Annotated in this window: 22 protein-coding genes and 1 riboswitch; of the genes, 5 read left to right on the forward strand and 17 right to left on the reverse strand. The window is 49.6% G+C overall.

Translation table 11 applies throughout. The features are described from left to right. The first annotated feature begins 184 nt into the window (after nucleotides 1–184). Together ACFO5U_RS10945 and ACFO5U_RS10950 are read left to right on the forward strand one after the other, a co-directional pair. Nucleotides 185–1,387 carry an MFS transporter gene (locus tag ACFO5U_RS10945; RefSeq protein WP_377279102.1) on the forward strand — a complete coding sequence of 401 codons (1,203 nt, stop codon included), beginning with the start codon at nucleotides 185–187 and terminating at the stop codon, nucleotides 1,385–1,387. A gap of 235 nt (nucleotides 1,388–1,622) precedes the next feature. Then, nucleotides 1,623–2,522 (forward strand): MerR family transcriptional regulator, encoded by a 900-nt coding sequence (locus tag ACFO5U_RS10950; protein WP_377279103.1) that lies wholly within the window; start codon nucleotides 1,623–1,625, stop codon nucleotides 2,520–2,522. A gap of 48 nt (nucleotides 2,523–2,570) precedes the next feature. Here ACFO5U_RS10950 and ACFO5U_RS10955 read toward each other — a convergent pair whose 3' ends face one another. The 9 genes from ACFO5U_RS10955 to ACFO5U_RS10995 all read right to left on the reverse strand — a co-directional run bounded on the left by ACFO5U_RS10955 (nucleotide 2,571) and on the right by ACFO5U_RS10995 (nucleotide 13,687). Beyond that, entirely contained in the window at nucleotides 2,571–2,756 is a 186-nt protein-coding gene (locus ACFO5U_RS10955; protein ID WP_377279104.1) for a hypothetical protein, read from the reverse strand. Between the two features lie 146 nt (nucleotides 2,757–2,902). Next, nucleotides 2,903–4,201 carry an NCS2 family permease gene (locus tag ACFO5U_RS10960; protein WP_377279105.1) on the reverse strand — a complete coding sequence of 433 codons (1,299 nt, stop codon included), beginning with the start codon at nucleotides 4,199–4,201 and terminating at the stop codon, nucleotides 2,903–2,905. A 270-nt stretch (nucleotides 4,202–4,471) separates the two neighbouring features. Next, the gene (locus ACFO5U_RS10965; protein ID WP_377279106.1) at nucleotides 4,472–5,683 is read right to left on the reverse strand and encodes a NupC/NupG family nucleoside CNT transporter; all 1,212 of its coding nucleotides are present in this window, start codon (nucleotides 5,681–5,683) and stop codon (nucleotides 4,472–4,474) included. A gap of 134 nt (nucleotides 5,684–5,817) precedes the next feature. Next, complete coding sequence (locus ACFO5U_RS10970; RefSeq protein WP_377279493.1) at nucleotides 5,818–7,215, reverse strand: DHA2 family efflux MFS transporter permease subunit; 1,398 nt, start codon at nucleotides 7,213–7,215, stop codon at nucleotides 5,818–5,820. Between the two features lie 114 nt (nucleotides 7,216–7,329). Further along, complete coding sequence (locus tag ACFO5U_RS10975; protein ID WP_377279107.1) at nucleotides 7,330–10,368, reverse strand: efflux RND transporter permease subunit; 3,039 nt, start codon at nucleotides 10,366–10,368, stop codon at nucleotides 7,330–7,332. A 107-nt stretch (nucleotides 10,369–10,475) separates the two neighbouring features. Continuing rightward, on the reverse strand, nucleotides 10,476–10,721 hold the full coding sequence (locus tag ACFO5U_RS10980) for a hypothetical protein (protein ID WP_377279108.1): 246 nt from the start codon (nucleotides 10,719–10,721) through the stop codon (nucleotides 10,476–10,478). 173 nt (nucleotides 10,722–10,894) lie between these two features. Then, the gene (locus tag ACFO5U_RS10985; RefSeq protein WP_377279494.1) at nucleotides 10,895–12,061 is read right to left on the reverse strand and encodes a TraB/GumN family protein; all 1,167 of its coding nucleotides are present in this window, start codon (nucleotides 12,059–12,061) and stop codon (nucleotides 10,895–10,897) included. A gap of 129 nt (nucleotides 12,062–12,190) precedes the next feature. Continuing rightward, nucleotides 12,191–13,033, reverse strand: a complete 843-nt coding sequence (gene ypfJ / locus ACFO5U_RS10990; protein WP_377279109.1) for a KPN_02809 family neutral zinc metallopeptidase — start codon at nucleotides 13,031–13,033, stop codon at nucleotides 12,191–12,193. Between the two features lie 57 nt (nucleotides 13,034–13,090). Further along, nucleotides 13,091–13,687, reverse strand: a complete 597-nt coding sequence (locus ACFO5U_RS10995) for a class I SAM-dependent methyltransferase (protein ID WP_377279110.1) — start codon at nucleotides 13,685–13,687, stop codon at nucleotides 13,091–13,093. Between the two features lie 179 nt (nucleotides 13,688–13,866). Then, nucleotides 13,867–14,045: riboswitch (Lysine riboswitch) on the forward strand. Between the two features lie 126 nt (nucleotides 14,046–14,171). On the opposite strand from ACFO5U_RS10995, the gene dapA reads away from it, so the two are divergent. Then, complete coding sequence (gene dapA, locus ACFO5U_RS11000; RefSeq protein WP_377279111.1) at nucleotides 14,172–15,062, forward strand: 4-hydroxy-tetrahydrodipicolinate synthase; 891 nt, start codon at nucleotides 14,172–14,174, stop codon at nucleotides 15,060–15,062. Between the two features lie 37 nt (nucleotides 15,063–15,099). On the opposite strand, the gene ACFO5U_RS11005 is transcribed toward dapA, so the two are convergent. Then, nucleotides 15,100–15,936, reverse strand: a complete 837-nt coding sequence (locus ACFO5U_RS11005) for an STAS domain-containing protein (protein ID WP_377279112.1) — start codon at nucleotides 15,934–15,936, stop codon at nucleotides 15,100–15,102. 132 nt (nucleotides 15,937–16,068) lie between these two features. After that, nucleotides 16,069–17,067: a cell wall-binding repeat-containing protein gene (locus ACFO5U_RS11010; RefSeq protein WP_377279113.1), complete on the reverse strand. Its 999-nt coding sequence runs from the start codon at nucleotides 17,065–17,067 to the stop codon at nucleotides 16,069–16,071. A gap of 326 nt (nucleotides 17,068–17,393) precedes the next feature. On the opposite strand from ACFO5U_RS11010, the gene ACFO5U_RS11015 reads away from it, so the two are divergent. Next, the gene (locus ACFO5U_RS11015; RefSeq protein ID WP_377279114.1) at nucleotides 17,394–18,203 is read left to right on the forward strand and encodes a DUF2382 domain-containing protein; all 810 of its coding nucleotides are present in this window, start codon (nucleotides 17,394–17,396) and stop codon (nucleotides 18,201–18,203) included. Between the two features lie 63 nt (nucleotides 18,204–18,266). On the opposite strand, the gene ACFO5U_RS11020 is transcribed toward ACFO5U_RS11015, so the two are convergent. The 6 genes from ACFO5U_RS11020 to ACFO5U_RS11045 all read right to left on the reverse strand — a co-directional run bounded on the left by ACFO5U_RS11020 (nucleotide 18,267) and on the right by ACFO5U_RS11045 (nucleotide 24,105). Next, on the reverse strand, nucleotides 18,267–19,670 hold the full coding sequence (locus tag ACFO5U_RS11020; protein WP_377279115.1) for an LVIVD repeat-containing protein: 1,404 nt from the start codon (nucleotides 19,668–19,670) through the stop codon (nucleotides 18,267–18,269). A 277-nt stretch (nucleotides 19,671–19,947) separates the two neighbouring features. Continuing rightward, a complete protein-coding gene (locus ACFO5U_RS11025; protein WP_377279116.1) occupies nucleotides 19,948–20,589 on the reverse strand; it encodes a Yip1 family protein in 642 nt (213 codons plus the stop codon). Nucleotides 20,590–20,754: 165 nt separating this feature from the next. After that, entirely contained in the window at nucleotides 20,755–21,624 is an 870-nt protein-coding gene (locus ACFO5U_RS11030) for an SDR family NAD(P)-dependent oxidoreductase (protein WP_377279117.1), read from the reverse strand. A 16-nt stretch (nucleotides 21,625–21,640) separates the two neighbouring features. After that, the gene (locus tag ACFO5U_RS11035) at nucleotides 21,641–22,549 is read right to left on the reverse strand and encodes an SDR family NAD(P)-dependent oxidoreductase (protein WP_377279118.1); all 909 of its coding nucleotides are present in this window, start codon (nucleotides 22,547–22,549) and stop codon (nucleotides 21,641–21,643) included. 250 nt (nucleotides 22,550–22,799) lie between these two features. Continuing rightward, on the reverse strand, nucleotides 22,800–23,546 hold the full coding sequence (locus ACFO5U_RS11040; RefSeq protein ID WP_377279119.1) for an anti-sigma factor: 747 nt from the start codon (nucleotides 23,544–23,546) through the stop codon (nucleotides 22,800–22,802). After that, nucleotides 23,527–24,105, reverse strand: a complete 579-nt coding sequence (locus ACFO5U_RS11045) for an RNA polymerase sigma factor (RefSeq protein ID WP_377279120.1) — start codon at nucleotides 24,103–24,105, stop codon at nucleotides 23,527–23,529. Before ACFO5U_RS11045 ends, ACFO5U_RS11040 begins: the two co-directional genes overlap by 20 nt. Nucleotides 24,106–24,495: 390 nt before the next feature. On the opposite strand from ACFO5U_RS11045, the gene ACFO5U_RS11050 reads away from it, so the two are divergent. Further along, entirely contained in the window at nucleotides 24,496–25,467 is a 972-nt protein-coding gene (locus ACFO5U_RS11050) for a class F sortase (protein WP_377279121.1), read from the forward strand. Nucleotides 25,468–25,812 lie beyond the last annotated feature (345 nt).

Here is a 25,812-nt window from a genome sequence, read left to right on the forward strand (position 1 = left end):
GCTCAACCTGTCCCCCATCCTTCCAGCAAAGCCAGCCAAATAACATCTCCCGTCTCTCTCAAACTTTTTTCACTAAATTTTCCCGTCTGGTGCAAAGTCATTGACAAGCTTTAGAAGTATCCATAATATGGTGAAGTTAACATCGCGCCCTTGTCTACATATATATAAGAAAGAAGGCACTCCAATGTCCAAAGACCAACGCAAGAAAATATTCATTTTGATGGTCAATATGTTTATTGCCATCGCCAGTTTCGGCATCATCATCCCGATTTTGCCCGCTTATCTTGTCTCCATCAACCAAGGAGGCATGGCCGCCGGATTGATGATCGCCATCTTCGCGGCCGCCCAATTCTTGTTCTCCCCGATCGCCGGTAAATGGGCTGACCAATACGGCCGCCGCATCATGATTATTTGGGGGCTCGCCGGGCTAACCTTGTCGATGTTCATTTTCTACGCATCTGATTTGATCGGTGTATTGTACTTCTCCCGCGTCATCGGAGGGATCGGCGCCGCCATGCTCGTACCGGCAATTTTCGCTTATATCGCTGATATCACCACTTTCGACCAGCGCGCCAAAGGAACCAGCATGGTGTCTGCAGCGATGTCGCTCGGCATTGTCATCGGCCCTGGAATCGGCGGCTTTCTTGCCGACTACAGCCTGAAGCTGCCGTTTCTCGTCTCGGCGCTTGTCTCGCTGGCTGCGGTATTGTTTTCGGTATTTGTCTTGAAAGACAGCGACGCCGAACAAGCCGATCCGAATACGTCTTTGACGATGACACAATCGGAATCGATGTTCAAAAAGATTGCGCGTTCCACTTCCGTTCCTTATTTCGTGCCGCTCGTCATCACGCTCGTCATGAGCTTTGGCTTGCTGGCCTATGAATCCGTCCTCGGGCTGTATCTCGATAATCAATTTAATTCCAGCCCGAAAGACATTGCGTTCATGATTACAGCGACCGGTACGGTCAGTGTCATCGTACAGCTATTTGTCGTCGACCGTCTGGTTACGCGCTTCGGTGAAATCGGCGTATTGGTCGCGTTTATCGGAGTAGCCGCGGGAGGCTTTCTTGCCTCGCTATTCGCTAGCAGCTATGTCATGTTCTTCGGGGTGTCTTTGATCATTTTCTTGGCAACATCCATTTTGCGTCCAGTATTGAATACATTGATTTCGAAGCTTGCAGAAGGTGAAGTCGGTTTTGCGATGGGCATGAACAATGCTTATATGAGCATTGGTAACGTCTTGGGGCCGCTTCTTGCCGGCATCCTGTTCGACATCAACATCATTTTCCCGTTTATCCTCGGGCTGATCTTATTGCTCCTCACCTTGCTCATCACCACTGCTTGGCAAAAATCACGTGCTGAGAAGCTCGCCAAAGTGATGGAATAAGTGTTTTGTATCATTTTTATATTCCCAAAAGACAGGTCAGAGTGAAATCTGACCTGTCTTTTTTCCATTTAAAGTACTTTTTTCAAGTTATTGAACTATATGACTGTCTTTATATTTTAGAGATTTGTTTTTCTAAGCCCTTTTCTGCTTTCGGTGCAAACCAATAGCTTTACGATAGGGGTTACAGGTTGTATAATATTTGTATAACAAAAAACTACGGAATGAAGGTCATGCTATGTATAACATCAAAGCTGCTGCCAAAATACTGGATATGCCGAAAGTGACCATCCGTTCCTGGGAGACGCGCTACAATGCCATAACACCAGCGCGCACAGAATCGGGCCATCGTTTGTATTCCGACCAAAACCTGGAAGATCTGAAATGGCTGAAAATCCAAGTGCAGGAAAACGGCATGAAAATCAGCGAAGCGGTCAAGCAATTGCACACTTCGAGAAAACAGTTCTATCATCCCGATCCGTCCGATTCAGAAGGCACGCCCGTTGAATATGCCAAGCAAATCGAAGAACTGTACCAGGCGGCAGTGGAGATTGACATTGACCGTTTCAATTACTTGCTCGATCTGAAATTTTCACTTTTCCACCACCAGACCGTATTCTTTTCCATCATCGCGCCGTTGATGGTGCGCATCGGCGCGGAATGGGAAAGCGGACAGATCAGCGTAGCGCATGAGCACATGATCACCAATATCATTCAGCAACGCTTTAACCAATTTTTCCGCATCTTCCCGGTCGCTCCTCATTTGCCGAAAGTGCTGGCGCTTACGCCAAGCGGAGAACACCACCAGCTCGGGCTTTTGTTGTTTTCCTTGTTCCTTCGTGAAAATGGCTTTCACGTTGTCTACACAGGACCCGACACACCGCTAGAAGGCCTTGCCGAAATGGCTGCCAAACAAGACTTTAAGCTCGTCTGCATGTCGGTCATGACGCCAAAAAGCCGTCCGGTTGCAGAACAGTACATCAAAGAACTGTCTGAAGCGATTCCGGGCCTGCAGTTTTTGCTCGGCGGCCAAGGCATCAATTGCGACGATGAATACATCAACCGCTATTGCATCGGCTACACGCTCGAATCATGGAAAGAATGGCTCGAGGAATACAAAGCCGCCCTCCCTTCTTAAAACAAAGCGCCGCGTGCGAATGGAATCCATTCGCACGCGGCGCTTTGTTTATTCGCTATCGATTTCCTGATACTGTTTCATATACGGGCCGCTGTCAGCCACTTCCGAATGATACAGCGCCTTCAGGGCAAAACTTTTTTCGAGCTCCATTTCCTTCATCAAGACTTTCAGCCGTTTTTTCAGCTCTGGTTCTTGATTGACCAGCTTTTCCATATTCGATTTAAAATAACGCATCCCAATCCGCTCCTTTTTGTTTAATTGTAACATGGACAAGCTCGAAAAGAGTCTGTCTACTCCGTTCATTTGATGCGTCCGCTGTTCAATGGGGGCTCGCAAAAAAAATGCCCCGACAAGCCATAATGGCTCGCCGGGGTATTTTTTCAACCAACTACATGAAATACATAATTGACGAAAAACAAACAAGCAATGACATAAAGTGCTGGAGAAACTTCACGCCACTTGCCGATCGCCACTTTCAGCACCGGATACAGGATAAACCCGATCGCAATGCCATCCGCAATACTGTACGTAAACGGAATCAAAGCGACAATCAACAGTGCAGGAAATGTTTCGCTCATGTCCTTCATGTCGAGATTCTTGATGTTTTGCAGCATCAAGCCGCCGATGATGATGAGAATCGGCGCAATTGCGCTGTCCGGAATGATTTTGATGAGCGGAATAAAAAACGCCGCACCTAAAAACAAAAAGCCAGTCGTCAGTGCTGTCAAGCCGGTGCGTCCGCCAGCCGCCATGGCAGCGGCACTTTCAACACTGGCAACGGTCGGGCTGGTGCCCAGAAAACCCGATGCCATCGTCGACACCGATGTGGCTTGGAATGCACGCGTATACTTTTCCGGACGCCCGATGAAATTCACCTGGCCGTGGACGAGTCCGATATTTTCAAACACCAGCACCATCGTCAAGGAAAATACCGCCACCCAGAACGTCGTCGACAAAATCGAACCAAACGACATCGAGCCAAACACCGCGAACGCTTCTGCGGTATTGACACCGGGTTCGCTCAACTGGCTGAGATCAATCATGCCGAAGAAATACGCAATGACCGTACCGAGTACGATGGTGATCAAAAAGTTCCCCGGCACATTGCGGATGAACAGCACGATCGCGAGCAAAAACGTCAGCACCGTCGCCAGCACTAGCGGATCTGACAGCGAACCAAGTGAAAGAATCGCACCGTCGCCAGGCCCGACCAGGCCTCCTTTTTCAAGGCCCAATAGCATGAGGAACAGCCCGAGCCCGACCGTAATCGCTTCTTTTAGCGAATGCGGCACCGCCTCACTGAGCATTTTCGAAAATCGCGTAAACGCCACGAATGCAAAAATGACGCCAGAAACGAAGACCACCGCAAGCGCCTCTTGCCAACTAAGACCCATCGACTGGACGAGCGTATAGGAAAACAATGCATTGATTCCCATACCCGGAACGAGCAAGATGGGCGCATTGCCCCAAAAGCCCATTAATAGCGCGCCGACGACCGCAGCGGCAATGGTGCCGATAATCGCATACTCGACCGGCATACCGGACTCCGATAAAATCAGCGAGTTGACGGCGATGATGTAAACAACGGTGAAAAAACCGATCAAACCGGCTGTCAATTCCCGCTTGATGGTCGTCCCATTTTCGTTAAGACCGAAAAACCGGTCTATCCAATTTGCCATAAGACATACCTTCTATGAAATTAGCCCTCTCCCTACCCGCTCTGCCTGAAAAATTCAAGTAAGCCAAGATAGAATTGTAATCCTTAGAAATGGGGCTGTCAAGGCTTTTATCTTGAAAGCAAACAGCTGTGCCGCAGCGCCTTGACGCCATTCATGAGGTGACGAAAAGCCCCCCAACAAAGCAGCTGAGAAACTTAAAAAACCGCCGTTCCCGTCAGTCACCTCAAGTAAGATGACTGACGGGAAACGACGGTTTGGAATATATTGTTTTTAAACGAACATGCCGGCGATCGATGCGCTCAAAAGTGACGCCAGCATACCGGCCGCAATGGCACGCATGCCGAGGCGTGCGATATCCGGGCGGCGGCTTGGAGCCATAGCACCAAGACCACCGAGCAAGATGGCAAGTGAGCTGAAGTTTGCGAATCCGCAAAGCGCGAAGCTGACGATGATGACCGTCTTCGGAGACAAGTTCGCAATTTCCGGAGCAAATGCCGTATAAGCGACAAACTCGTTCAATACGAGCTTTTGTCCGATATAACTTCCCGCTTGCACAGCTTCTGCCCACGGAACGCCGATGGCAAAAGCAAGCGGTGCGAAGATATAGCCAAGAATGCCTTGAATGGTGATGCCTTCAACACCGAACCAGCCGCCGATGCCGCCAAGAACACCGTTCGCTAGCGCGATGAGTGCGATGAATGCAAGAAGCATCGCCCCTACATTCAATGCCAGCTGCAAGCCGTCTGAAGCTCCGCGTGCTGCTGCGTCGACAACGTTGACTGAACGATCGTCTTTTTCCATGACAAATTCTTTTTCTTCGATTTCTTCCTGTTCCGGGATCATGATTTTTGCCATGATTAATCCGGCAGGCGCCGCCATGAAGCTAGCAGCAAGCAAGTATTCAAGTGGGACACCGAGAAGCGCATAGCCGGCGAGTGTCGAACCCGCCACCGATGCAAGCCCACCGGTCATGACCGCGAACAACTCGGACTTGGTCATGTTCGGCAGGAACGGGCGCACGACGAGCGGCGCTTCCGTCTGGCCGACGAAAATATTAGCCGATGCAGAGATCGATTCCGCTTTACTCGTGCCGAGCAATTTCGATAACGCCCCGCCGAGCAAACGGATGATCCACTGCATGATGCCTAGATAATAAAGGACAGAGATTAAAGAAGAGAAGAAAATAATGATCGTCAGCACTTGGAATGCAAAGACGAAACCAAAACCTTCCGTATCAGCGGCAGGGCCGAAGACAAATGCAATCCCTTCCCCTGCATAGTTGATAATGTTCTGTACGCCTCTCGACAAACCGAGCAACGCTGCTCTGCCGAGTTCCCATTCCAATACCATAAATGCAAACGTAATCTGGATAGCCAATCCGCCGAGAATGGTCCGTGGCTTAATGGATCTCTTTCCATCAGACAATAAGAAAGCGATTCCAAGAACGACGATGATACCGAAGATGCCCCACAATAAATTCACAACTTCACCTCATTAAAAGTAGTTTTATCAGAAAATTGAACAATTTTTTGTCATTCATTGTCTGTCGTCAGACATCTTACCAAATCTTATCGAAGATGTAAATGCACATCTTGTGACAGCTTTTCTTCATATATTTAAGTGCCTTCATTTTCCTGCTTTTTTGGATTTTTTATGAAAAACGCCAACACGATGCCGACTGCACTCAAAGCCCCTGTCACCATGAATGAAATATTGACTCCGCGAATCAAACCTTCTACACCGTAGCGGTCCGGATCAAGTGCCGCGCCGGTCATGATTGTTACAAGCAACGCGGTGCCGATCGAACCCGCCACTTGGCGCATCGTATTGCTCATCGCCGTGCCGTGCGGAATCAAATGGTCCGGCAATTGATTGAGCCCGGCTGTCGTCACAGGCATCATAACAAGCGCCACACCGAACATGCGGATGGCATGCATGATGGTCAAGTAAGCGAACGGTGTATCTGCGGCCAGCATCGTAAACTGGAATGTCGAGGCCGTGACGATCGATAGCCCTGCAACGGCCAGCCATTTTCCGCCGGCTGCATCAAAGATCTTCCCAGCGACCGGATTCATCACCCCCATAATGACGGCTCCTGGCAACAGCATGAGACCCGATTCAAGAGCCGTGAACCCGTGCATGTCCTGCATATAGATGGGCAAAATCGTGGCGCTGCCGATCATCGTAACAAAGACGATAACGCTGAGAATCGTCGATAGCGTAAAGAGCCCGTACGTAAAGACGCGGAACTCCAAAATCGGCTGTTTGAGCTGCCCTTGCCGACGGATGAAAAACCATAAAGCGATGATGCCGACGGAAATCGAAGCAATGACCGTAGTGCTGCCCCAACCGAATGTGCCGGCACTCGAAAAGCCGTACAACAAACCGCCGAACCCGAGCGTCGACAACGCAATCGACAACATATCGATTTTCGGGAACGTCCTCTCGGTGACGTTGCGCAAAAAGAAATAAGCCAGCAATAAATCAATCAGCGCAATCGGGATGACCACATAGAACAACGCGCGCCACGGATAATGGCCAAGCAGCCAGCCGGACAAGGTCGGCCCGATCGCCGGCGCAAAAGAGATGATCAGCCCGAACATGCCCATCGCCTGCCCGCGTTTTTCCACCGGGAAAATGACGAACAGAATCGTCTGTGCGAGTGGCATCATGATGCCCGCTCCCGATGCCTGGACGATGCGTCCGATCATTAATACCGAAAAGCCGGGCGCCAGCGCACAAATGATCGTGCCCGTTGCAAACAAGCCCATTGCGACAAAAAATAAATGGCGCGTCGTATATTTATTGATCAGAAAGGCAGTAATCGGGATCATCACGCCGTTGACAAGCATAAACACCGTCGTCAGCCACTGCGCGGTATTTGCAGTAATGTTCAAGTCTTCCATAATATGCGGCAAAGCGGTGGCCAGCAGCGTCTGGTTAAGAATCGCCACAAATACCCCCGCCATCAAGACCGCAAGCAGCGGCTTTTTAAACCGCTCCTCCAGTTCCATTGTCCCCAAACGCTCACCCCCATGTGCCCTTTCTTTCCTGCTTACCCCAACCCGACGGTTTTACGCCGCTTTAAAAACAAAAAGCCGCAAAGTCAAAAGACTCTGCGGCAATTGTTAAGCGGCCTGTTTCTTGTCCTTGCGGTTGAACAAGTAATACAAGGCTGGAATCATGACGAGTGTAAAAATCCCTGAGAACATGAGTCCTGCGATGATCGTTACCGCCAACGGTTCGAACAATGGGTCGCCTGAGAATGCGACCGGCAACAATGCCACGATCGACGTCAAGGATGTCAGCACGATCGGCTTGATGCGCGCATAACCCGACTCGATGATCGCTTCTTCGATATTGAAGTCTCCCGTCAGGCGGCGTGTTTCGACAAAGTCGATAAGCACGACCGCATTGCGGACGACGATACCGGTCAAGGAGACGATCCCCATGACGCCAAGGAAGCTGAGCGGCGTCTGCGTCAGGAACAATCCGAGAATCGCACCCGATATGCCTAGGTAGACGGCAATCAAGACGAGGAACGGCAATCCGAATGACTTGAACTGGAATGCAATGACCAAGTAGACGAGCAATAGCACGACAAGGAACAAGATGCCGATTTCAGCAAAGAACGCTTCCTGATCGGAATTCTCCCCGCCGGTCGACAGTTCATAGCCCGCAGGCAGATTGCCGCGTTCATTGTCGACCACTTCGAGCATTTGCGCTTCAAAATCATCCGCTTCGCCGAATGCACGCAGCGTGATGGCGCGTTTTCCGCCTTGGTGCGGCACTTGCGCGAGCACCGTCGTTTCCTCCGGCGTCAGCAGTTCATCCATGCCAACGAGTTCAGGCGGGCCTTGTTCACTTAATGCCGGCACACTGAAGTCAGCGAGGTCGATCGGTTCGCCCTGCGTGACACCTGCTTGCTTCAACACTACGTCATATGGGGTTTGCCCTTCATATAGCGTATAAAGCGGCACACCTTGCGTCAACAACTGCAATTGATTGGTGACTTGCGATAAGGCGATGCCTTGTTCTTCAAGCACATCACGCTCGGGCACATACTGGATTGCCGGTACGGCCTCACCTAAGTTGTCGGTGATCAGCGTGGCACCGTTTGAGAGCATTTGTTCAGCGAGCGTATCGCGCAATGCGGCGAGTTCTTCGATGTCATCTCCCGTTGCCGTCACCGTAACAGGAGCGCCGACTGGCGGCCCTTGAACGATCGTATCGAGGAAGATTTCAGCATCCGGATAGCGTTCGCGCAGTTCCGGTTCCCATTTGTCGATAAAGCTTGATGCGGAAGTTGCGTCACGATCGACACGGAATGCCACTTGGCCCGTGTTCGGACCGGCGTTGTCGATCGAAGAGGCAAATAGATTCGGCAAGCCTTCGCCAGTGAAAATCGCCGTTTCGTTGACATCGCCATCTTCTGCGACGACTGTGTCGGTGATCTCGCGGATAAAGGCATCCGTTTCTTCGATCGTGGTGCCTTCTGCAAGGCGAACATTCATCGTCACTTCTTCACGATCTGCTTCCGGGAAGAACTCAAACGGCGTGAACAGTGCGAGCGACAGCAAACCGGTCGCGATGACCAGTCCGCCGATGCCTGTGAACCATGGATGCTTCAGGACGCCTTTTAGTACTTTCTGGGAATACACTTGCGCCAGCTTTTCAAGCGGCTTGCCAAGGAATCCTGGCGTGTCGGAGATCTTGCGCTTTTTGCGTTTGTTGCGCAAATACTGCATCATCGGAACGAGTGTGATCGACAAGACCGTCGACGCCAAAATCGTCGTGATCAAAATACTCGGCAGCGCTTTGATGAACGCGCCGTTTCCGCCGGACAGGAGCAATAGCGGAGAGAATGTCACGACAATCGCGAGACTCGACGAAACGATCGACGGGTACACTTCTTTGACACCGTTGATCGCACCCGTCAGCGGATTGTCGCCGAGCTTGTAGCGTCTTTGGATATTGTCGTTGACGACAATGCTGTCATCGACCAATATCCCGATTGCGATGATCAAGCCGATAACGGAAATCTGGTTCAAATCGACACCGAGTGCCGGAATCGGAATGAGCCCGATCAGCACCGACGCGAGTACGGTCAGCGCGACGGCGAATGCACCGAACAGCGTCAAACCGGCTGTAGTGACGACTAATACCGCAAGCACAGCAATCAGCAGCGACACATACAGCGTGCCGAAGATTTCATTGACGTTTTCCGCTTGCGACACATAGCGTTCTGCCGTAATGCCTGCCGGCAAGTCTTCGTTGAACTCTTCAATCACTTCACTGACGCGGTCATCGACAGACGGCACGTCTTGTGCTGTCTGCAAAAACACGGTATAGGAAACGGCTGGCTGTCCTTCAAACGTAACGATGTCCACTGCCGGAACATCAGTCGTTTCTACCGTCGCTACATCCGCGAGCGGCACTGCAGCCTGTCCTACTTGAAGTTCGCGCAATTTCTCGATGCCTTGTTCTTGCAGCACCGTCAAGATGACTTGCTGTTCGCCGTCGTCATGCGTGCCGAGCGACAGCGGCTGGTTGGCCTGCTGCAGGCTTTCTAGCACTTCAAATGGCTGCAGCTGGTTTTCTGCCAGCGCATCGCCATCCAGTTCAATGAGCACTTGCTGGCCATTCAAGCCTTTGACTTGCGTGCCGGCAACGCCTGACACCGCTTCTACGTCATCCGACAAATCAGCCAGCGGTCTTTCGAGTTCCGCAAGTTCGGCTTCATCGCCGTAGAATAAATAAGAAACGAGCGGGAAAGTCAGGTCCAGCTTTTCAACGCTTGTTTCCTGCGCCTGGTCCGGGAAGCTTCCGGCTGCGCGCTGTGCCTGCTGCTGGATTGTGTTGATCAATCCATCCGGCTCCACACCATCTTCAATTTCGAGTGTAATGATGGAAGCGGAATTCGCAGAAATCGAATTCATCGAAGCGATGCCATCAATGCTTTGCAATGCCCGTTCGATCGGGTTGGTGATGGCCGTTTCCACTTCTTCCGGCTGGGCACCAGGCAGAATCGTAGACACCAGCACAAGCCCTGGCGGCGTTTCCGGAATTTCACGCTGCGGCAAGGTCAGGAAAGTGTAGACACCAACCAACATAAGAATCAAAATCAAAAAGATGAATAGTTTACTGCGTTCGAGTATGTACTGCATAAGGATTGGCTCCCTCCACTTGATGTATAACTATTGTATAATGTTGAGTTAAAAAGCACCACTTTTAGCAACTCAAAAACCCGGCCATTTTTTTGGCCGGGTTTTCTTCATCTTCTGGCAGGTTCACGCTGTCTTAGGAAAAACGCCCCCACAAACAATAATAGCGGTGGCAGGACGGCCAGTTTAAACACCCAACCGTCATCTCCCATAAAAATCAGGCCCATCGGCAAAAGCGATGCCACAGCGGCCCAAAATAGCGCCTGCCACGATCTTTTCCACATCCCGTACAAGGCTAGCACCAATGCGGCAATGACCAATGACCAAAGCAAGATCCCCATCAACAGGAAATCCATGTTCATGCGCCTCCGTTCAGTTTCTATCTACTCTATTTATACCCCTTTCTTAGACAAAAATCATTTATTAAGTTCGCTTTCACTTAAATTTTTTAATGATGGACTTTCTCTAAAAAAACATAGAAAATCCGGCCAGGAAAATCTCCTGGCCGGATTCGGGTTTCACATTAAACTTATAAGTTTTGGAAAAACAAACGCAGCACGTCGGCGCCTCCGATGAATGTCCCGAGCGAGCTTCCCAGGTTGGTCAAGACAATGACGAGCAGCACGCGCGTCACTTTATTGTCCCAAAAGCCCTTGACGGTGAAGACGTCTTTTGCCAAATTATCAAAATCCCCGACATTCGGCCGGCGGATGAACGCCTGTGTAAGGCCAGCGAACCAACCGGCCGCCACGAGCGGATTCAGCGAAGAAATCGGCGCTGCCACGAATGCGGTAAGAACCGCGAGTGGATGGCCGAATGCAATGGCTGCGCCAATTGCCGCAAGCGAACCGTTCCACAGCACCCAACTGATCGTCTGTTCGATTCCGGCAGAAGGATTTGCGTAAAATGTATAGCCAATGATCGACAAAATGATCAATGGAATGGCCCAGCCGATGATTTTCGGCCATTTCGACTTAGCCGGCACGGTGTTTAGCGCCGCTAAATCCTGCTCATGGTGGATTTCACGCGTGATGCCGGGGATATGTGCCGCACCAAGGACGGCAACGACTTTTTTGCCCGGCGCATCCTTGATTTTCTGCGCCAAGTATTGGTCGCGTTCATCGATGAGCGGCTTTTTGATGCGCGGGAATGCTTTCGTGAAATCATCCATCACCGCGTTCAATGTATCCTGCTGTTTCATCTTTTCGAGCTCTTCTTCAGAAATCGATTCTTTGCTGAAAATGCTGAAGAATACCGACATAATAAGCTGCACTTTGCCCATCATCCCGATATTGCCCCAAATGCGCGAAAACGTCACTTGGATATTGCGGTCAGCAAGCACCAGCTCCGCACCGGTTTCTTCTGCTGAGTGAATGCCTTGGATCATTTCCGAGCCGGGCTTGATGCCAAACTGATCGGCCAAGCGGTTTTGGAATGAGGAAATCGCCAGGTTCATCAGCAATAAACTGGCCTTTTTTTCCTTGATGATCTTAAATATATCGGTTTCTTTCCATTTCTTGTCCTGCATGACCGAATCGTAGCGCTGCGCATCGAGTTCGATGCACACTGAATCAGGACGTTCGAGTTCGACCACTTCTTTCACTTGTTGTGCGCTCAGCTTGGAAACATGCGCCGTGCCGATCAAAATCAATTGTTTGCCGTCCACTTCGAGACGGGTGATATTTTCTTCCGTCATTATTTCTGCTGTCATCATTGTACTTCCTTCATAGAATAAGATTTCCTTTTCATGCCGATTGCCGATGAAAAAGACTGTCTATTCTTTATAATGAATCACCAAGCGCAAAATATCAATCTTTTCGAAAGCTTATAAGTCAAGTGAGTTGAACGTGTTTCCTTCGTCTAGATTGCCAGCTTGGAAACCTTTATAGAACCACTCTTTACGCTGTTCGGACGTGCCGTGCGTAAAGCTATCCGGAACGGCGTAGCCGCGCGTCCGCTTCTGAATCGTGTCGTCCCCAACCGCACTTGCCGCATTCAGCGCTTCCTCCAGGTCTCCTTCTTCCAAATACCCCATGCCTTGCGCGTGATGCGCCCAGACGCCGGACAGATAATCCGCCTGCAGTTCCAAGCGAACCTGTAATTGATTGTATTCAGTCTCGCTCAACTGATTACGGGCTTGCTGTACATCCCCGAGAACGCCGAGCAAGTTCTGTACATGGTGGCCGACTTCATGGGCGACGACATAAGCCATCGCAAAATCTCCTGGTGCATTGAATTGCCGCTCGAGCTCATCGTAAAAACTCAAATCAATATAAAGTTTGGAATCCGCCGGGCAGTAAAAAGGCCCTGTCGCAGAACCCGCCATGCCACATGCCGATTGCACACTGCCGGAAAACAGCACCAAGGTCGGTTCGACATATTCCATGCCTTCTTTTGCAAACACTTCCGCCCATACTTCTTCGGTATCTGCCAACACGACCGAAACAAAGTCCGCGAGCTCTTCTTCCCGCTCGCTTGCGACATACGGCTCGCTCGTGGAGTTTGCCCCTTCGCCGCCGAGAATCGCACCCGGATCGCCGCCAAGAAACGTAATCAGCAGCACAATCAGCAGTCCTCCGATGCCTCCTCCGGCAATTACAGGACCGCCGACTCCGCGCCCCCTTCTATCTTCGACATTTCGACTGCCCGCACGACCTTTCCATTTCATAAGTAGACCTTCTTTCCACATTCGTTTTTACCACTTATACCCGCTTTACGCCCTAGCTTAATCCCATAGTGGCAGCCGGTACACCAAAAACTTTTCGCGCGGATCGCCGGCGTTGTCGGGCAGCGGAATTTCCTTGAACAATTCAAATGCCGTGCGCCTCTCCAAAAAGTCGATATATTCGATAGAGGGATAGAACAAGATGATGTCCACTTCCCTCGGGTATTCGGCAACAGAGCGCAGAATACGGCCGACCACTTTCATGAACACGGGATCGGAAAATGGATTGAAGAAATAAAACCACCGGTCGTCTGACCGTATACGATAGTCCTGGGCATACCCATTGCAGAATTCGATATGGGGGTTGCCCTTCAAGTTTTTTAAATTGCGCAGCGCCGCCTCATGGAGCGACGGGTCAACCTCCACGCCACTCGACGGGGTACCAAACAGCTGATGGGCATAGAAATTCAAGCGCCCTTTGCCGCTGCCGAAATCGACAAGACGCCCTGCCCCTGCTAGCGGATGGTGCTGAAACAGCGCCTGAAGCCAGGCATACGGCGTCACTTCAAAGCGGTGCTCATGCATCGAAGCATGAAAGCCCATCTGCTCGCCGCCCGTGTGGACATTCAATTGCCGGTCCATATGCCGGTCATCCATACAGATTCCTCCTTTTATAGTTGTATAAAATATATACAGTGAACACGAAAAAGCGGGATAGATCCGTCCTCCTTCTATAAACATAATTTTCATTGGACAAACCATTCTTTTTCGCTTGCCAAGCTTCCATATTTCTGTTATATTACAGCTAATTCAATAATTTCTTGCTTCCTTAGTGAAGCGAGGATAGAGGCGCAAAGACCATCAGTACGCAATTCGAGGAGTATGAGCTCTTAAGACGATTGCTGAAAGGGGGATTTGCCGAAGTGATGGGATACTCATATTCTCATGCACTGGTTCTGCATTCAAGAAGTGCAGGACTGTCATATAGGAAACTATATGGAGGGCTATCTGACGAACAGGAACGATTGGTAAACATTGTTTCTAACGGCAGCAGCGGGCCCCCGTTGCTGCTTTTTTGTTTACTCCGGACCGGCCCCCACCTCTAATTTTTGAAAAAAACTTAGAAAAGGGTGTGTTCTCTATGAATTTCGGTCAAGTGATCACTGCGATGGCAACGCCATTCGATGCAAACGGTGAAATCGATTTTCAAGCAACAACAAATCTCGTGGAACATTTAATCAATAACGGATCGGACGGCATTGTTGTCGCCGGGACGACCGGCGAATCGCCGACTTTGTCGACAGACGAAAAAGTGGCGCTGTTCGTTCACGTGGTAACGGTAGCCGATGGGCGCGCGAAAGTCATCGCGGGCACCGGATCGAACAATACACGCGCTTCTGTCGCATTGACGCAGCAAGCAGAACAAGCAGGTGTTGACGGGATTATGCTCGTCACCCCCTACTATAACAAACCGTCTCAAGAAGGCATGTACCGCCATTTCGAAGCGATCGCACAAGCAACAAACTTGCCGGTGATGCTCTATAATATCCCGGGCCGCAGCGCTGTCAATATGGAGGTCGACACGATTGTCCGCCTGTCACGGATCGACAACATCACCTGTGTGAAAGAGGCGAGTGGCGACCTCGATGCGGCATCTGAAATCATCGAACGGACCGAACATGGCTTCACCGTTTACAGCGGCGACGACAGCTTGACCTTGCCGATGCTTTCCATCGGCGGTGTGGGAATCGTTTCGGTCGCTTCCCATATTATCGGAAACGAAATGCAGGACATGATCAAATTGTTCCGCACAGGTGATACGTCCGGCGCCGCAGCGCTTCATCGCCAATTGTTGCCGACAATGAAAGCATTGTTCGCAGCACCGAGCCCGGGCCCAGTAAAAGCGGCACTCAACCTATCGGGCATACCGGTCGGAGGCGTGCGCTTGCCGATGCTGCCTTTAACGGCGGAAGAAACCGAAACCTTAAAGCAATTTTTGCCGGTCACGAACCAAGATACGGTGACGAACTAAAAAAATTCCGCAAATCGATATCGATTTGCGGAATTTTTTATTTGTAGATCTTTTCTAACGCGCGCTTCAAACTGCCGCCGACGGTCAAAGTTTTGACATCGACACCAAGTGTCGTCAGCGACTGGGCAGTTTCCGGACGGATACCCGTTAAAATCGCCTCAACACCGATAAGCCCCAGCGACTGGATAATTTTGACGACCTGTTCTGCGACCATTGTATCGACACGGACGACACCCGACAAATCAATGATCAAAGTATTGATCTTCAACTCACTTGCCGAAAGCAACGTGCGTTCTAGGATATAACGTGCCCGGTCGACTTCGATGCTGCCGACAATCGGCAAGATCGCGACTGAATCGCTGATCGGCACAACCGGAGCAGACAATTCCAGAAATTCCTTGCGGGCAATCTCCAGCTTTTTCTGATAAGACACCGTATAGGCATGTGTATAGGAATACGTCGCATGATCCAGCAATGCATGCAATACTTCCGCTGCATCGTACGTTATTTCCGGGGAAATATTCAAACGGCGCCCTTCGCTCTTGATCAATGTCGCAATATGCTTGCGGTATAAAGCCGTCTCCGCCAATGCCAAATCGAGCGTTATTCCCTGTTCAAGAAAGAAATTCCCTGTCGCCTCGCCCCAAGCAGCTACATCTGCCATGATTTTTTCTTCATTGCAACTGTCTTGCATCGATTTGCCAAGCAATTCGATAAAGCGGGCGCGTTCATTCAGCACCAGCTCTGCAAACTCCTGATTTTCCTCAATGCCTTGACTTGGCAAAGCAGCTCGCCGTTCTTCTTGAATCAGCTGCGCGATCATATATTTATCTTCTTCCACTCGTTTACCGAATAATACCATTGACTTTTCCATTGGAACCTCCATCAATTGCTCTTCACTTAAATGATGCAACCCTCTCATTATACCTATTTTCTTAAACAAGAAATAGTTTTTTGATTCACGGAAAAAAAAGCGCCCGCCAGCCGGCAGACGCTTTAGCTATTTTTATTTTGCGAACAATTTTTTTAGCGTGTCAGAAGAAACTGCTTTTTCACCGCCGAGAATATAATGGAAAGTATCATTCGTCGAATAATCTTTGATTTGCTGCTTAGATGCTGCTGTCGGAGTTGGCGCAGTCAACACAAGCGGATCTGGCCAAAGTGAAGCAAGCGCGCTGCCGGACAATGCATCCGGGAAGTTTGTGCCGGTTGTGATGTAGATATCAGAAGTTTCATCGTACAAATCAATTTCATACATGAAATCGTTGATTGCCTGGTTTGTATCATAACGGCTTACACCTGCAAGGCGGATTGTTTCTTCTTTAAACAGTTTTTCCACTGAAGGAGCGACCGCTTTTTCACCGCCAATGATAAATGGAAATTCTGGCTGGTTCGCCTTAATATAGTCTGCTACGACTGTTGGTACAGCGCCTGACGCTGGCACAAGAAGAATCGGTTCTTCAATATGGCCTGCTGCCGGGGAAATCGACAAAGAATCAGCAAAGTTGGCTCCAGTTGTAACGAATAGAGCTTCCTCCATCCCTACTTTTTCTGCAATTTTCACCGCTGTTTCGTAACGGCTCTTCCCGCTGATGCGCTCAACCGTTATGCCTAGCCCTTTGATTTGGTTTTGGACTTTGTCAGAAACTGCTCCTGTGCCGCCCACCAAGATGACTTTTTTCGCGCCAAGGCGCTTCAACTCATCGGCAAATCCTGCTGGCAAAGAATCTTTTTTCGTCAATAGTAGCGGAGCAACATAAGAAGAAGCAAGCGGTGTGGCTGCCAAAGCATCCGGGAAGTCAGCACCAGTCGCGACGACAACCGTTTGCGCGTCTCCATCATCCCATCCTTCCCATGAAACTTCCAAGCTTGTCTGGTAGCGGTCGCTGCCGAAGATGCGGTATGAATTGTCTTCAGTTAGTGGTGCTGCGCTAGCTGGTAAAACTGCCCCAATTGTAAGTGCTGCAGCCAGTGCTGCGGTCGTCAATACTTTGCCGTACGTCATTATTAATCATTTCCCCATTCTGTAATGTATTCATTTCTTTTCCAATTATAAAACATTTTACAAACATTACAATAGGGTTACAAAAATATTTTTATCTGGGCATTTCATCACTTTTCTAAATAATTTTTCCAGGATAACGATCTGTTTTATTCACTTCATTGTTATATTCACTTTTTTTTATTATTTCGCCAATTTACTTCAGCAATCGTCTTTTGCATCGTTAGTTGAAGTCTTGTCGCCGCTCAAAGGTTTATGAAAACCTCCTTGACGGGTACATAAAGCATATTGAAGAAACGGCAAAATCAACCTTACAGGAGGGTTCCAATATGCAAAAACACGGCCATAAACTGATCGGCACGTTCGATGTGCAAGCGGAAGTGCTTCATGAAATCGGTGAATTGAAAGCGCAAGGGTACAAAGAGGAAGATATGTACGTCGTTGCCTTGAACGGCGAGAAACTGCAGATGGTGCAAGGCCAGACCGATGTCCATTTGAATACCGACACGGGCGACTTCATGGATAAGTTCAAATCATTCATTGCAGGGGAAGACCCGACCAAAGATGCACTCCTCCAGATGGGGCTGTCCGAATCGGAAGCAGATGAATATTATCAGCACGTCCAAAACGGCAAGCTCGTTTTATACGTCGACAGCGAGTACGGCATGAATTATCAAAACTTCGATGCCGCAGTCGAGCGACTCACCGGTAATCATGAGGCAAGCGACACACGCTCCGATGAAGAGCAGCATATGAAACTACACGAAGAGCGCCTGGCAGTCGATAAGCAATGGACGGAAACCGGCAGCGTCGATCTCCATAAAAAAACAGTGGAAGAAGAACAAACGCTTGACGTTCCGTTTGAACGAGAAGAAGTCGAAGTGGAGCGGCGCCCAGTCAATAAGGAGCTGTCGGAGTACGAAGCAAGCGGTGCTTCAGCGAGCACTTATGAAAAAGACGGCTATTGGCATATCCCGGTCATCGAAGAGCGCATCGAAGTCCGCAAAGTCAAATACGTCAGCGAAGAAATTATCGTCCAAAAACGCAAAATTCAGGAAACCACACAAGTCCGCGAGACGGTAAAGCGTGAAGTCGTCGATATCGATGAAAACAATGTCCAGCGTTTCGACAAACCATAATAATCATAAAAGGCGATTCCGGAATTTCCCGGAATCGCCTTTTGTCATCTCATTAAGTTTCGATTAGCGCTGTCCTTGGTTCGGCTTTTGTCCCTTGCCTTTTTGCAGCACTTTCAAACCTTGCCCCATATCCGATGCCAACACATAATTACGGTCTACAAATACTCCCCACACATCCGCTTGATCCGGAGCATACTGTCCGATCTGCTCAGGGTTGCTTGGGTCGGTGATGTCCACCATATAGACACCGCCCGCGTAATGGCTCAAGTAAAGCGTATTGCCATGGACTTTCGGGTCATGCACCGTATTGGCGAATGTCGGGCCATCTTCGACTTTCTCGGTCAAATCGGTTTTGAATTCGCTCAACAATTTCGGGTTTGACTTGTCTTTAATATCGAAGATCCGCGTGTAGCCGTAAGACGCTTCATAGCCAGCTCTTACCGGAGACGATACTTCACGCGTTTCGATCAAGACATTTCCGCCTTTCGCTAATGCAGCAGAGTGAGCTGCTCCTTGCTGTGTAGAGGAATAATCAGTGCGCCCGATATATACCGGGTTTTCAGGATCTTTAATATCGAAGATCACTGTACCAAGATCCCACATCGAGACATAAGCGTACTGAGCGTTATGGTCGGTGATGACGCTATGGTTGAAGACGGCTCTTGATTTGCCATCCGGTGCATTCCAGTTATAGCCATTGAATGAATCGGGCACTTCCGGAAGGCTGCGCGGGTCGAACTGCCAAAGTGTTTCTGGATTTGCCGGATTCGTGACGTCTACGATTTGGAAATCATGCTCTTCACCGCCGCTGTAAAAATCAGCATATGGGTTAGATGCAAACACTAAAGCGCGATCCCCTTGCATCGTCAAATACAATTCATGTGTTCCGCGAGTTTTGCCGTATGTTTCCCAGTAACCCAATTTTTCAGGGTTGTACGGGTCAGTCACATCATACAACAAGAATCCACCGGCTGTATCCGCTAGGCGGTTCGTCTGCTGGACGCTGACGACTGCCAAGTCCCCTTTAAAGTCAGGCGTGTCGATGCTTTTCACGATGACTTTTTCCTGCCATGTGCCCGCTACATCATCATGTGCGAACACCGACACTTCTTTCGGATTGGAAGGGTCTTTCAAGTCAAAAACACGGACCCCGCCATTGCCGCCATTGGCCGTATGTGTCCCAAGATAGGCAAAACCTTTATGGGCATAGACATCAGCCGTGTTGTTCTGTTTTCCAGCCAACTCCTTGATCTGCACTGCAGCCGATTCCGTCAAGTTGGAGACATTTTTCGAGCCTGTCAGTTTCGGGTCGCTTAAGTTCTGGATTTCTTCATTGGAGAATACTGCGCGCTCCCCTTTCGATAGGTCGCTGCCGTCTAGCGCGTCATGCGCAGACATCGTTGGTGCAAATGAAAAGACGAGAGCAGAAGCCAGTGCAATATTTAAAAATGGTTTATGAATTTTCAATCGAATCCCTCCAAGGTTTGTTTCGTTTATCGAACTAAAGTATAGAATGAAGAAAAAAACTATACAATAGCATATGCTAAAATATTCTAAATATTACAAAAGATAAACAAATAGTCATGTTGTCTTTCGTGTTTCACTCCCTATTAAAGACAGCGCCCTGCTCATTTTTTCAATATCCAATAAGAAATTTGAACTACTCAAATGCGAATTTCTTGTTAGCCAAAAAAGACGGACATTGCTAAAAAGCGACGGCCGTCTTTTTCGGAACTCATACAAATTAAATTGGTGTAAACAACAGGAAAGCTCCAATTACCGAAACCAAGATTGCTACTAGTATGGACGGAGTTAAAATAATGAAGAGCCCTTTCCAGGCCGAAATCCGCTGTGCTTCGCCGACGGCTTTGCACTGAATGACAAAAGTCCAAATCCCTACGGCTATCACCGCCAGCAGCAAAACCAAAACAATAATAATTTCCAAAACCCCGCCGCTAGAACTTTCTACAAGTATTTCGTTATTGGTATAAAAAGTCCCAGGCGACAGCAGTAGCCAAAGAAGCCACATCGGCAACAGCCAGATTTGCGGGATGCTCGAAGTGACAACCGCACGGAACATTTCAGTGTAGGTTCCCACGCCTTTGAATAGTTTTCCGAGGAGCAAATAAATGCCAGATGCAATGGCGATGCCCGCAACGGTAAAGATCGGGCCCAGGAGCAGCGACCCAATGATTACACCAGCAGCAGGAAACAGCTGCTCTCCGCTCGATGCCCCTGAGAGCCCCGCAGAAAAACCGAGCAGGACGATCAACCAAAAGATTAAATTGCCTCTTTTTTCTTCAATGACATAACGCACCGTTTCACGCGGGCGCGTCCATATCGCAGTAAATGGATTCAGCTCTGCATATGCTTCCGGTTCATGCACGTGATCGCCTTCTTGAATTCCCTTTTTCTAGCCTGCTCATAAAATAATTCCCCCTTATATTTCCATATAATCACAATCAATCAAAATTGTAAATGACTGGAATAAAAAGAAGCTATACAATTACCACGCTCAATTTCCACACAAAAAAGCTTAGGCATCAGATGCCTAAGCTTGTGGGTTGCTGTCTTTTTCCTGGGGCTCTTCAGGTTCCGCTTTGTGAGATTCAGCAGGCGTTTTCTTGGCAATCGCCTTGGCGAACTGTATGCCCCGCTTGTCTTTCCGCTTCGGTATGAAGCGCGTCAACAAGCGCACCGAATCCATTTTCCGTCCGATCTCGACTACTTCCTGTGGCTCATCGATCAGGCGGATGATGGCTTCGACAGCATCTTGAGTGTCTTCCATCGGCTTCATGCCGACCACCTGGCCTGAATAATTGTCTGCGTGTTCAAACCATGGCGTGTCGGTCGCCCACGGCAAGACTGAGCAGATGTGGATATCGTGGTAGCCTTCAAGCTTCATTTCCTCATTGAGTGCAGAACTGAATCCAAGGACGGCATGTTTGCTGGCGCTATAGCCGGTAAAATACGGATAGGCCACATCGCTTGCCACCGATCCGATATTGATCAAGGTACCGCTGCCAAGCTCTTTAAAATGGCGCAGTGCAAAATGGCTGCCGTTCAATGTGCCTTTGACGTTCACTTCCACCATACGCGCAAGTTCTTCCAGCGGAATATCCGTAAACGGCCCGATGACTCCGACCCCTGCGTTGTTGATCCACACATCAATTTTCCCGAAACTGATCAGCGCTTCTTCAAACAGCCATGCGACATCGGCCTCACGGCTGACATCCATCGTCACCGCAATGGCGTTCGGCCCGAGTTCACTCGCGAGCGCCTCGATCAAGCCAGTGCGGCGGGCAGCGAGGACGAGATTCGCCCCGTCCTTGGCCAGTTGCCGGGCAACTTGTTTCCCGAGCCCGCTGGAGGCACCTGTGATGACAATTGTTTTTCCGGAATATGCTTTCTCTTGTGCCATGTCCGCTCCCCCTTTCTCACTCTTCGTCCTGAAGTTCAAAACGTTCCCGCAAATCCCCGGCAACAGTTTGCCCATCTTCTAGTGGTTCATGCAAACTGCCGGAAGTCCGTTCGGCCAGCGGCGCTGATTCGATCATGCCTTTTAACTGTTCGCCTGCCAAGCCTTTGGCAGGCGTCGCTAAAAACTGCCCAAAAATGGTGGCTGGCTTGCTTCTATTACCCAATTCCAATGTTTTTCTCGGTTTTTCGATCAAGCTGAGAATCGCGTCGACCACTTTTGACGGATCATCCGCCGGGCCGACCAGGATCTCATGGCCTGAATAATTTCCTGCATGTTCTGTCCACGGTGTATCCGTAATCCATGGGTCGATCGAACAGATGTGCACGTCCGGAAAACCTTCCAGCCGCAACTCTTCAAAAAGCCCATTGGACAAACCGCTGACACCGAACTTACTGCCGGTGTATGCGGCCCCGTATGGCATCGGCGCTTTACTCGCGAATGAGGAGACATTGATCAAGATGCCGTGCCGCTGTTGTTTGAAGCGCCGCAGCGCAAAATGGCTGCCGTAAATCGTGCCGAGTAAATTCACTTCGACCGTCCGGTTCAAATCGCGCAGCGGCGTGTCGGCAAACGGACCGAACGTGCCGATTCCCGCATTGTTTACCCATACATCGATCCGCCCGAAATTATTGATGGCGGCGCGGTGCAAACTTTCCACATCTTTCGCACGGCTGACGTCTGCTGTCACCGGAATGACCTGCGGGCCGAGCGAGTCGGCCAGTTCTTCAATCAGCCGGGTCCTGCGGGCGGCAATAACCAATTTTGCCTGCTCAAGCGCCAAACGTTCCACCAGCCCACGGCCGATGCCACTCGATGCACCTGTAATAACGACAACTTTTCCACGATATGAAAATTCCGCCCCCACAGCACTCGCCTCCTTCTCAAAAAGTGCATAGTTTTATATTTTTATACCCTTTTTCCATGCGCTAAAAACGCTTCACAGCAGCATTCATGAAGAATAGCGCTAAAGAATCAAATTTTTCTGACTAATTATATCCAAACTCCTATATTCGCTATTCTCATATTCTTCCCCAACTTTTTTAGCCGTAAAAAAGAGCGCCACCGGTAAAGGTGACGCTCCCATGAAAATGGTTTAATACTTCTTATAGTCGTTTTTATACTTCCGGGTCAATCGCTGCGCTCAACACGATTTCCCCTTGCGGCAATTCATTGCCGCGTTGCGGTTCCAGTGTAATCGCGATTGTATCCCAGCCTTCGGTATCTTCTTCAAGGCTAAAGAACGCGGCGCCTTCATTTTCCTCATCGGCAGTAAACGCTCCCGCCGGAATCGGTTGCCCGTCTTTCAATAACCAGATCTGATATACTTCCTCGCCACTTAACGGCGCGAGCTGATCTGCCTGTACGAGTAGATTCAGTGCGTTTTCATCACGGACGATCGCGGCGGTCCCGACACCGGCAAACGCTTCACTCGGCTGCAGATTAATGGTTTCAAAAGCTACTGCCGGCGCTTCCGGCTCATCCGGTTGATCGCTTAATTCGTAGAACGCATAGGCGTTTCCAAGCAGCGACACCAAGAGCCCCGCCGCAATGAGCGGTGTCCATTTCGAACTGGTGAAGTTGCGCTTCGGCTTCGCTGTTGCGGGATTAGCTGCACGCACTGCCGGTTTCACTTCAGTCGGCCCATTGTTTTGTTGTTCTTCAAACACAGTATCCAATATCCGAGCTTTCATGCCTGGATTCGGTTCGATCGGATCCGCAAGATAAGGGAGTTCACCTGTCATGTCGACGATTTCACGGCATTCCGGACACTCCGCTAAATGCTGTTCAAATTGCCGGCGCTGTTGTTCATCCAAGCTGCCATTCAAATAATCGACCAAATGATCACAATTCACGTTTGTCATCCAGAACTCCCCCTTCCTGCACCATGTGCAAAGATGTCTTTAATTTCTTTAATGCCAAGCGGATCCGGCTCTTGACAGTGCCAAGCGGAATGCCGCATTTTTCTGCAATCGTTTCATGCGTATAGCCTTTGAAATAAAACAGGTCGACCATTTTTTGCTGCTCGTCGGATAAATGACGGACCGCTTCATGGATCTGCTCCCGCTTTTCCTTCACTTCCACCGTTTCTTCAACTGAAGTTTCGGTACTCTCCACTTCTGCTACTTCGTCCAGTGGAACGGACGGCTTTTTCTGCTTGCGGATCAAATCGACCGCTGCATTGCGTGACATCGTCACAAGCCAAGCAACGAACTTGCCTTTGCTTTCATGATAAGTGCCGGTTCCCCGCCAAATCTTAACGAATACTTCCTGCAATGCCTCTTCCGCGATATCACGGTCTCCCGTCATCTTGCAGAGGTAGGAGAACAGCATTTTTTCGTATCGGTCATACAATTCTTCGAGCGCGGCCTTATCTTTGCCCCTGACGCGCTCGTAAAGCAATGCGTCTGAAATTTTTTCCATGCCGTTTCCCCTTTGTTCAGATTTCGTATATTCAGCTTACTATAGTCTGCGGCATTTATGATAGTTTCCTCTTTTTCCTTGTTACTTATACAACGCAGCAAACGCGCGAATAGTTCACATATGTAAGTATTTATTTCGATTCAATGCCCGTCCTCGCGTAATGCGAGAAAAAATGCACCGTTTTTTGATATTCATTTTTTTGTAAAAAGAATAAAAAATGTGATCTATTTCTTGAGTGGATGCGTTGTATCTTATAAGAAAAGATACAAGCATTTAAAAGTCAGCAAAAATCTAAAGCAGTTCGCCATTACTGGCGGCTTTCGGATCAGCGCAAAGACAGTCGCTATGCTTCAAAAACGATCTACAAAACCTATGGAGGTGGACCAGCTTATGAGACAATATCTTATTATGGGCTTGGCGATAGCATTATGCATCACTTTATTTTTCATTTTGGACCCGTTAAACAGCGCACCGCCTGAGCGGAGTGCCGCAGAAACCACACAACAAACTGAACCTAAGGCGCAAAAAACGCCGAGCGAACGGCTGGATACGCAGTACCGCGATAAGATCGCTGAATTCCCGGTTCGCCCAGCGCAACAGGAAAAGCTGACGGAACTGCGGAAAGAGCGTTTGAGCAAGCTCGAAGGCATGACGCCGGTAAGCATTTCGATTCCTTCTATCGGAGTCGATGCGACGATTGAAGAAACCGGTGTGCTGGAAAACGGCGAAATGGGCGTTCCGGAAGACGTCGACCAGGTCGGCTGGTTCGAACCTGGCTTTAAAGCCGGTGCTGAAGGCCACGCCGTTCTTGCCGGACACGTCGACAGCCTAAGCGGGCCTGCAATATTTTACGAACTCGACAAATTAGATGTCGGCGACCAGTTCACCTTAAGCGACAAAGACGGGCGCGAAATGGTCTTTGAAGTAAAAAACACCGAAAGCTATATCACCGACGAAGCGCCGATTGATAAAATTTTCGGCCGCTCCGACAAGCGAATGGTCAACCTCATTACATGCACCGGCGATTTCAACCGCTCAATCGGTTCCCACGAAGAAAGGCTCGTCGTATCCGCCGAACTGATTTCCGATTCGGCGATGGAAGAGCTCGATCCCGCGGCACCTGACAATGTTCAACTTTCCACAGCGGCCATCTCTTGGCACGCAGTGCGTGACGAGTCGATCATCGGCTACCGCGTGTATGCAGAAGATACCGAAAGCGGCGAAACCGAAAAACTCGCCACTGTCTCATTGTTCGAACGCAAAAGCGTAGCAATCGAAGCGGACGACTCAAAGCGCTATTATGTAGTAGCCGTGAATGTCGACTTGAAAGAATCCGACAAAGCCTTTGCCCCAACCGATTAACAGAAGCCCCGCCGCGCAGTAAGCAAACTGCGCGACAGGGCTTTTTTATCGTGATAGATGGAGAAGCCCCATCTTTTTTTCTTCCATTCCACTATATGTCTAAGGAAGCGATTCCTCCGCTAGCCGACAACTCCTCAAAAAGCAGATCTGATTGAACGCACCCGAATCACCGAAATCTCTCAGCCGCCTAGCGCCAAGGGTGAGCCGATGCAATGAGACAAGCGGGTTTCTTGGCTCATTGCAAAAGGCCATCCCAAAGCAAGGCGGCGAATACTCGGGAGTTGCCCTAAGAGAACAACGGAACAGTTCCACAACAAAACCCTACATCTCTTCATCTAAGCTAGA

Origin of the sequence: Planococcus dechangensis (genome assembly GCF_042654465.1) — a bacterium.
GTDB classification, from domain to species: domain Bacteria; phylum Bacillota; class Bacilli; order Bacillales_A; family Planococcaceae; genus Planococcus; species Planococcus dechangensis.

What these genes read in the sequence shown, in the direction of transcription:
- ACFO5U_RS10945 (WP_377279102.1), top strand. Translation starts at nt 185, where the DNA reads ATGTCCAAAGACCAACGCAAGAAAATATTCATTTTGATGGTCAATATG.
- ACFO5U_RS10950 (WP_377279103.1), top strand. Translation starts at nt 1,623, where the DNA reads ATGTATAACATCAAAGCTGCTGCCAAAATACTGGATATGCCGAAAGTG.
- ACFO5U_RS10955 (WP_377279104.1), bottom strand. Translation starts at nt 2,756, where the DNA reads ATGCGTTATTTTAAATCGAATATGGAAAAGCTGGTCAATCAAGAACCA.
- ACFO5U_RS10960 (WP_377279105.1), bottom strand. Translation starts at nt 4,201, where the DNA reads ATGGCAAATTGGATAGACCGGTTTTTCGGTCTTAACGAAAATGGGACG.
- ACFO5U_RS10970 (WP_377279493.1), bottom strand. Translation starts at nt 7,215, where the DNA reads ATGGAACTGGAGGAGCGGTTTAAAAAGCCGCTGCTTGCGGTCTTGATG.
- ACFO5U_RS10975 (WP_377279107.1), bottom strand. Translation starts at nt 10,368, where the DNA reads ATGCAGTACATACTCGAACGCAGTAAACTATTCATCTTTTTGATTTTG.
- ACFO5U_RS10980 (WP_377279108.1), bottom strand. Translation starts at nt 10,721, where the DNA reads ATGGATTTCCTGTTGATGGGGATCTTGCTTTGGTCATTGGTCATTGCC.
- ACFO5U_RS10985 (WP_377279494.1), bottom strand. Translation starts at nt 12,061, where the DNA reads ATGACGGAAGAAAATATCACCCGTCTCGAAGTGGACGGCAAACAATTG.
- ypfJ (WP_377279109.1), bottom strand. Translation starts at nt 13,033, where the DNA reads ATGAAATGGAAAGGTCGTGCGGGCAGTCGAAATGTCGAAGATAGAAGG.
- ACFO5U_RS10995 (WP_377279110.1), bottom strand. Translation starts at nt 13,687, where the DNA reads ATGGATGACCGGCATATGGACCGGCAATTGAATGTCCACACGGGCGGC.
- dapA (WP_377279111.1), top strand. Translation starts at nt 14,172, where the DNA reads ATGAATTTCGGTCAAGTGATCACTGCGATGGCAACGCCATTCGATGCA.
- ACFO5U_RS11005 (WP_377279112.1), bottom strand. Translation starts at nt 15,936, where the DNA reads ATGGAAAAGTCAATGGTATTATTCGGTAAACGAGTGGAAGAAGATAAA.
- ACFO5U_RS11010 (WP_377279113.1), bottom strand. Translation starts at nt 17,067, where the DNA reads ATGACGTACGGCAAAGTATTGACGACCGCAGCACTGGCTGCAGCACTT.
- ACFO5U_RS11015 (WP_377279114.1), top strand. Translation starts at nt 17,394, where the DNA reads ATGCAAAAACACGGCCATAAACTGATCGGCACGTTCGATGTGCAAGCG.
- ACFO5U_RS11030 (WP_377279117.1), bottom strand. Translation starts at nt 21,624, where the DNA reads ATGGCACAAGAGAAAGCATATTCCGGAAAAACAATTGTCATCACAGGT.
- ACFO5U_RS11040 (WP_377279119.1), bottom strand. Translation starts at nt 23,546, where the DNA reads ATGACAAACGTGAATTGTGATCATTTGGTCGATTATTTGAATGGCAGC.
- ACFO5U_RS11045 (WP_377279120.1), bottom strand. Translation starts at nt 24,105, where the DNA reads ATGGAAAAAATTTCAGACGCATTGCTTTACGAGCGCGTCAGGGGCAAA.
- ACFO5U_RS11050 (WP_377279121.1), top strand. Translation starts at nt 24,496, where the DNA reads ATGAGACAATATCTTATTATGGGCTTGGCGATAGCATTATGCATCACT.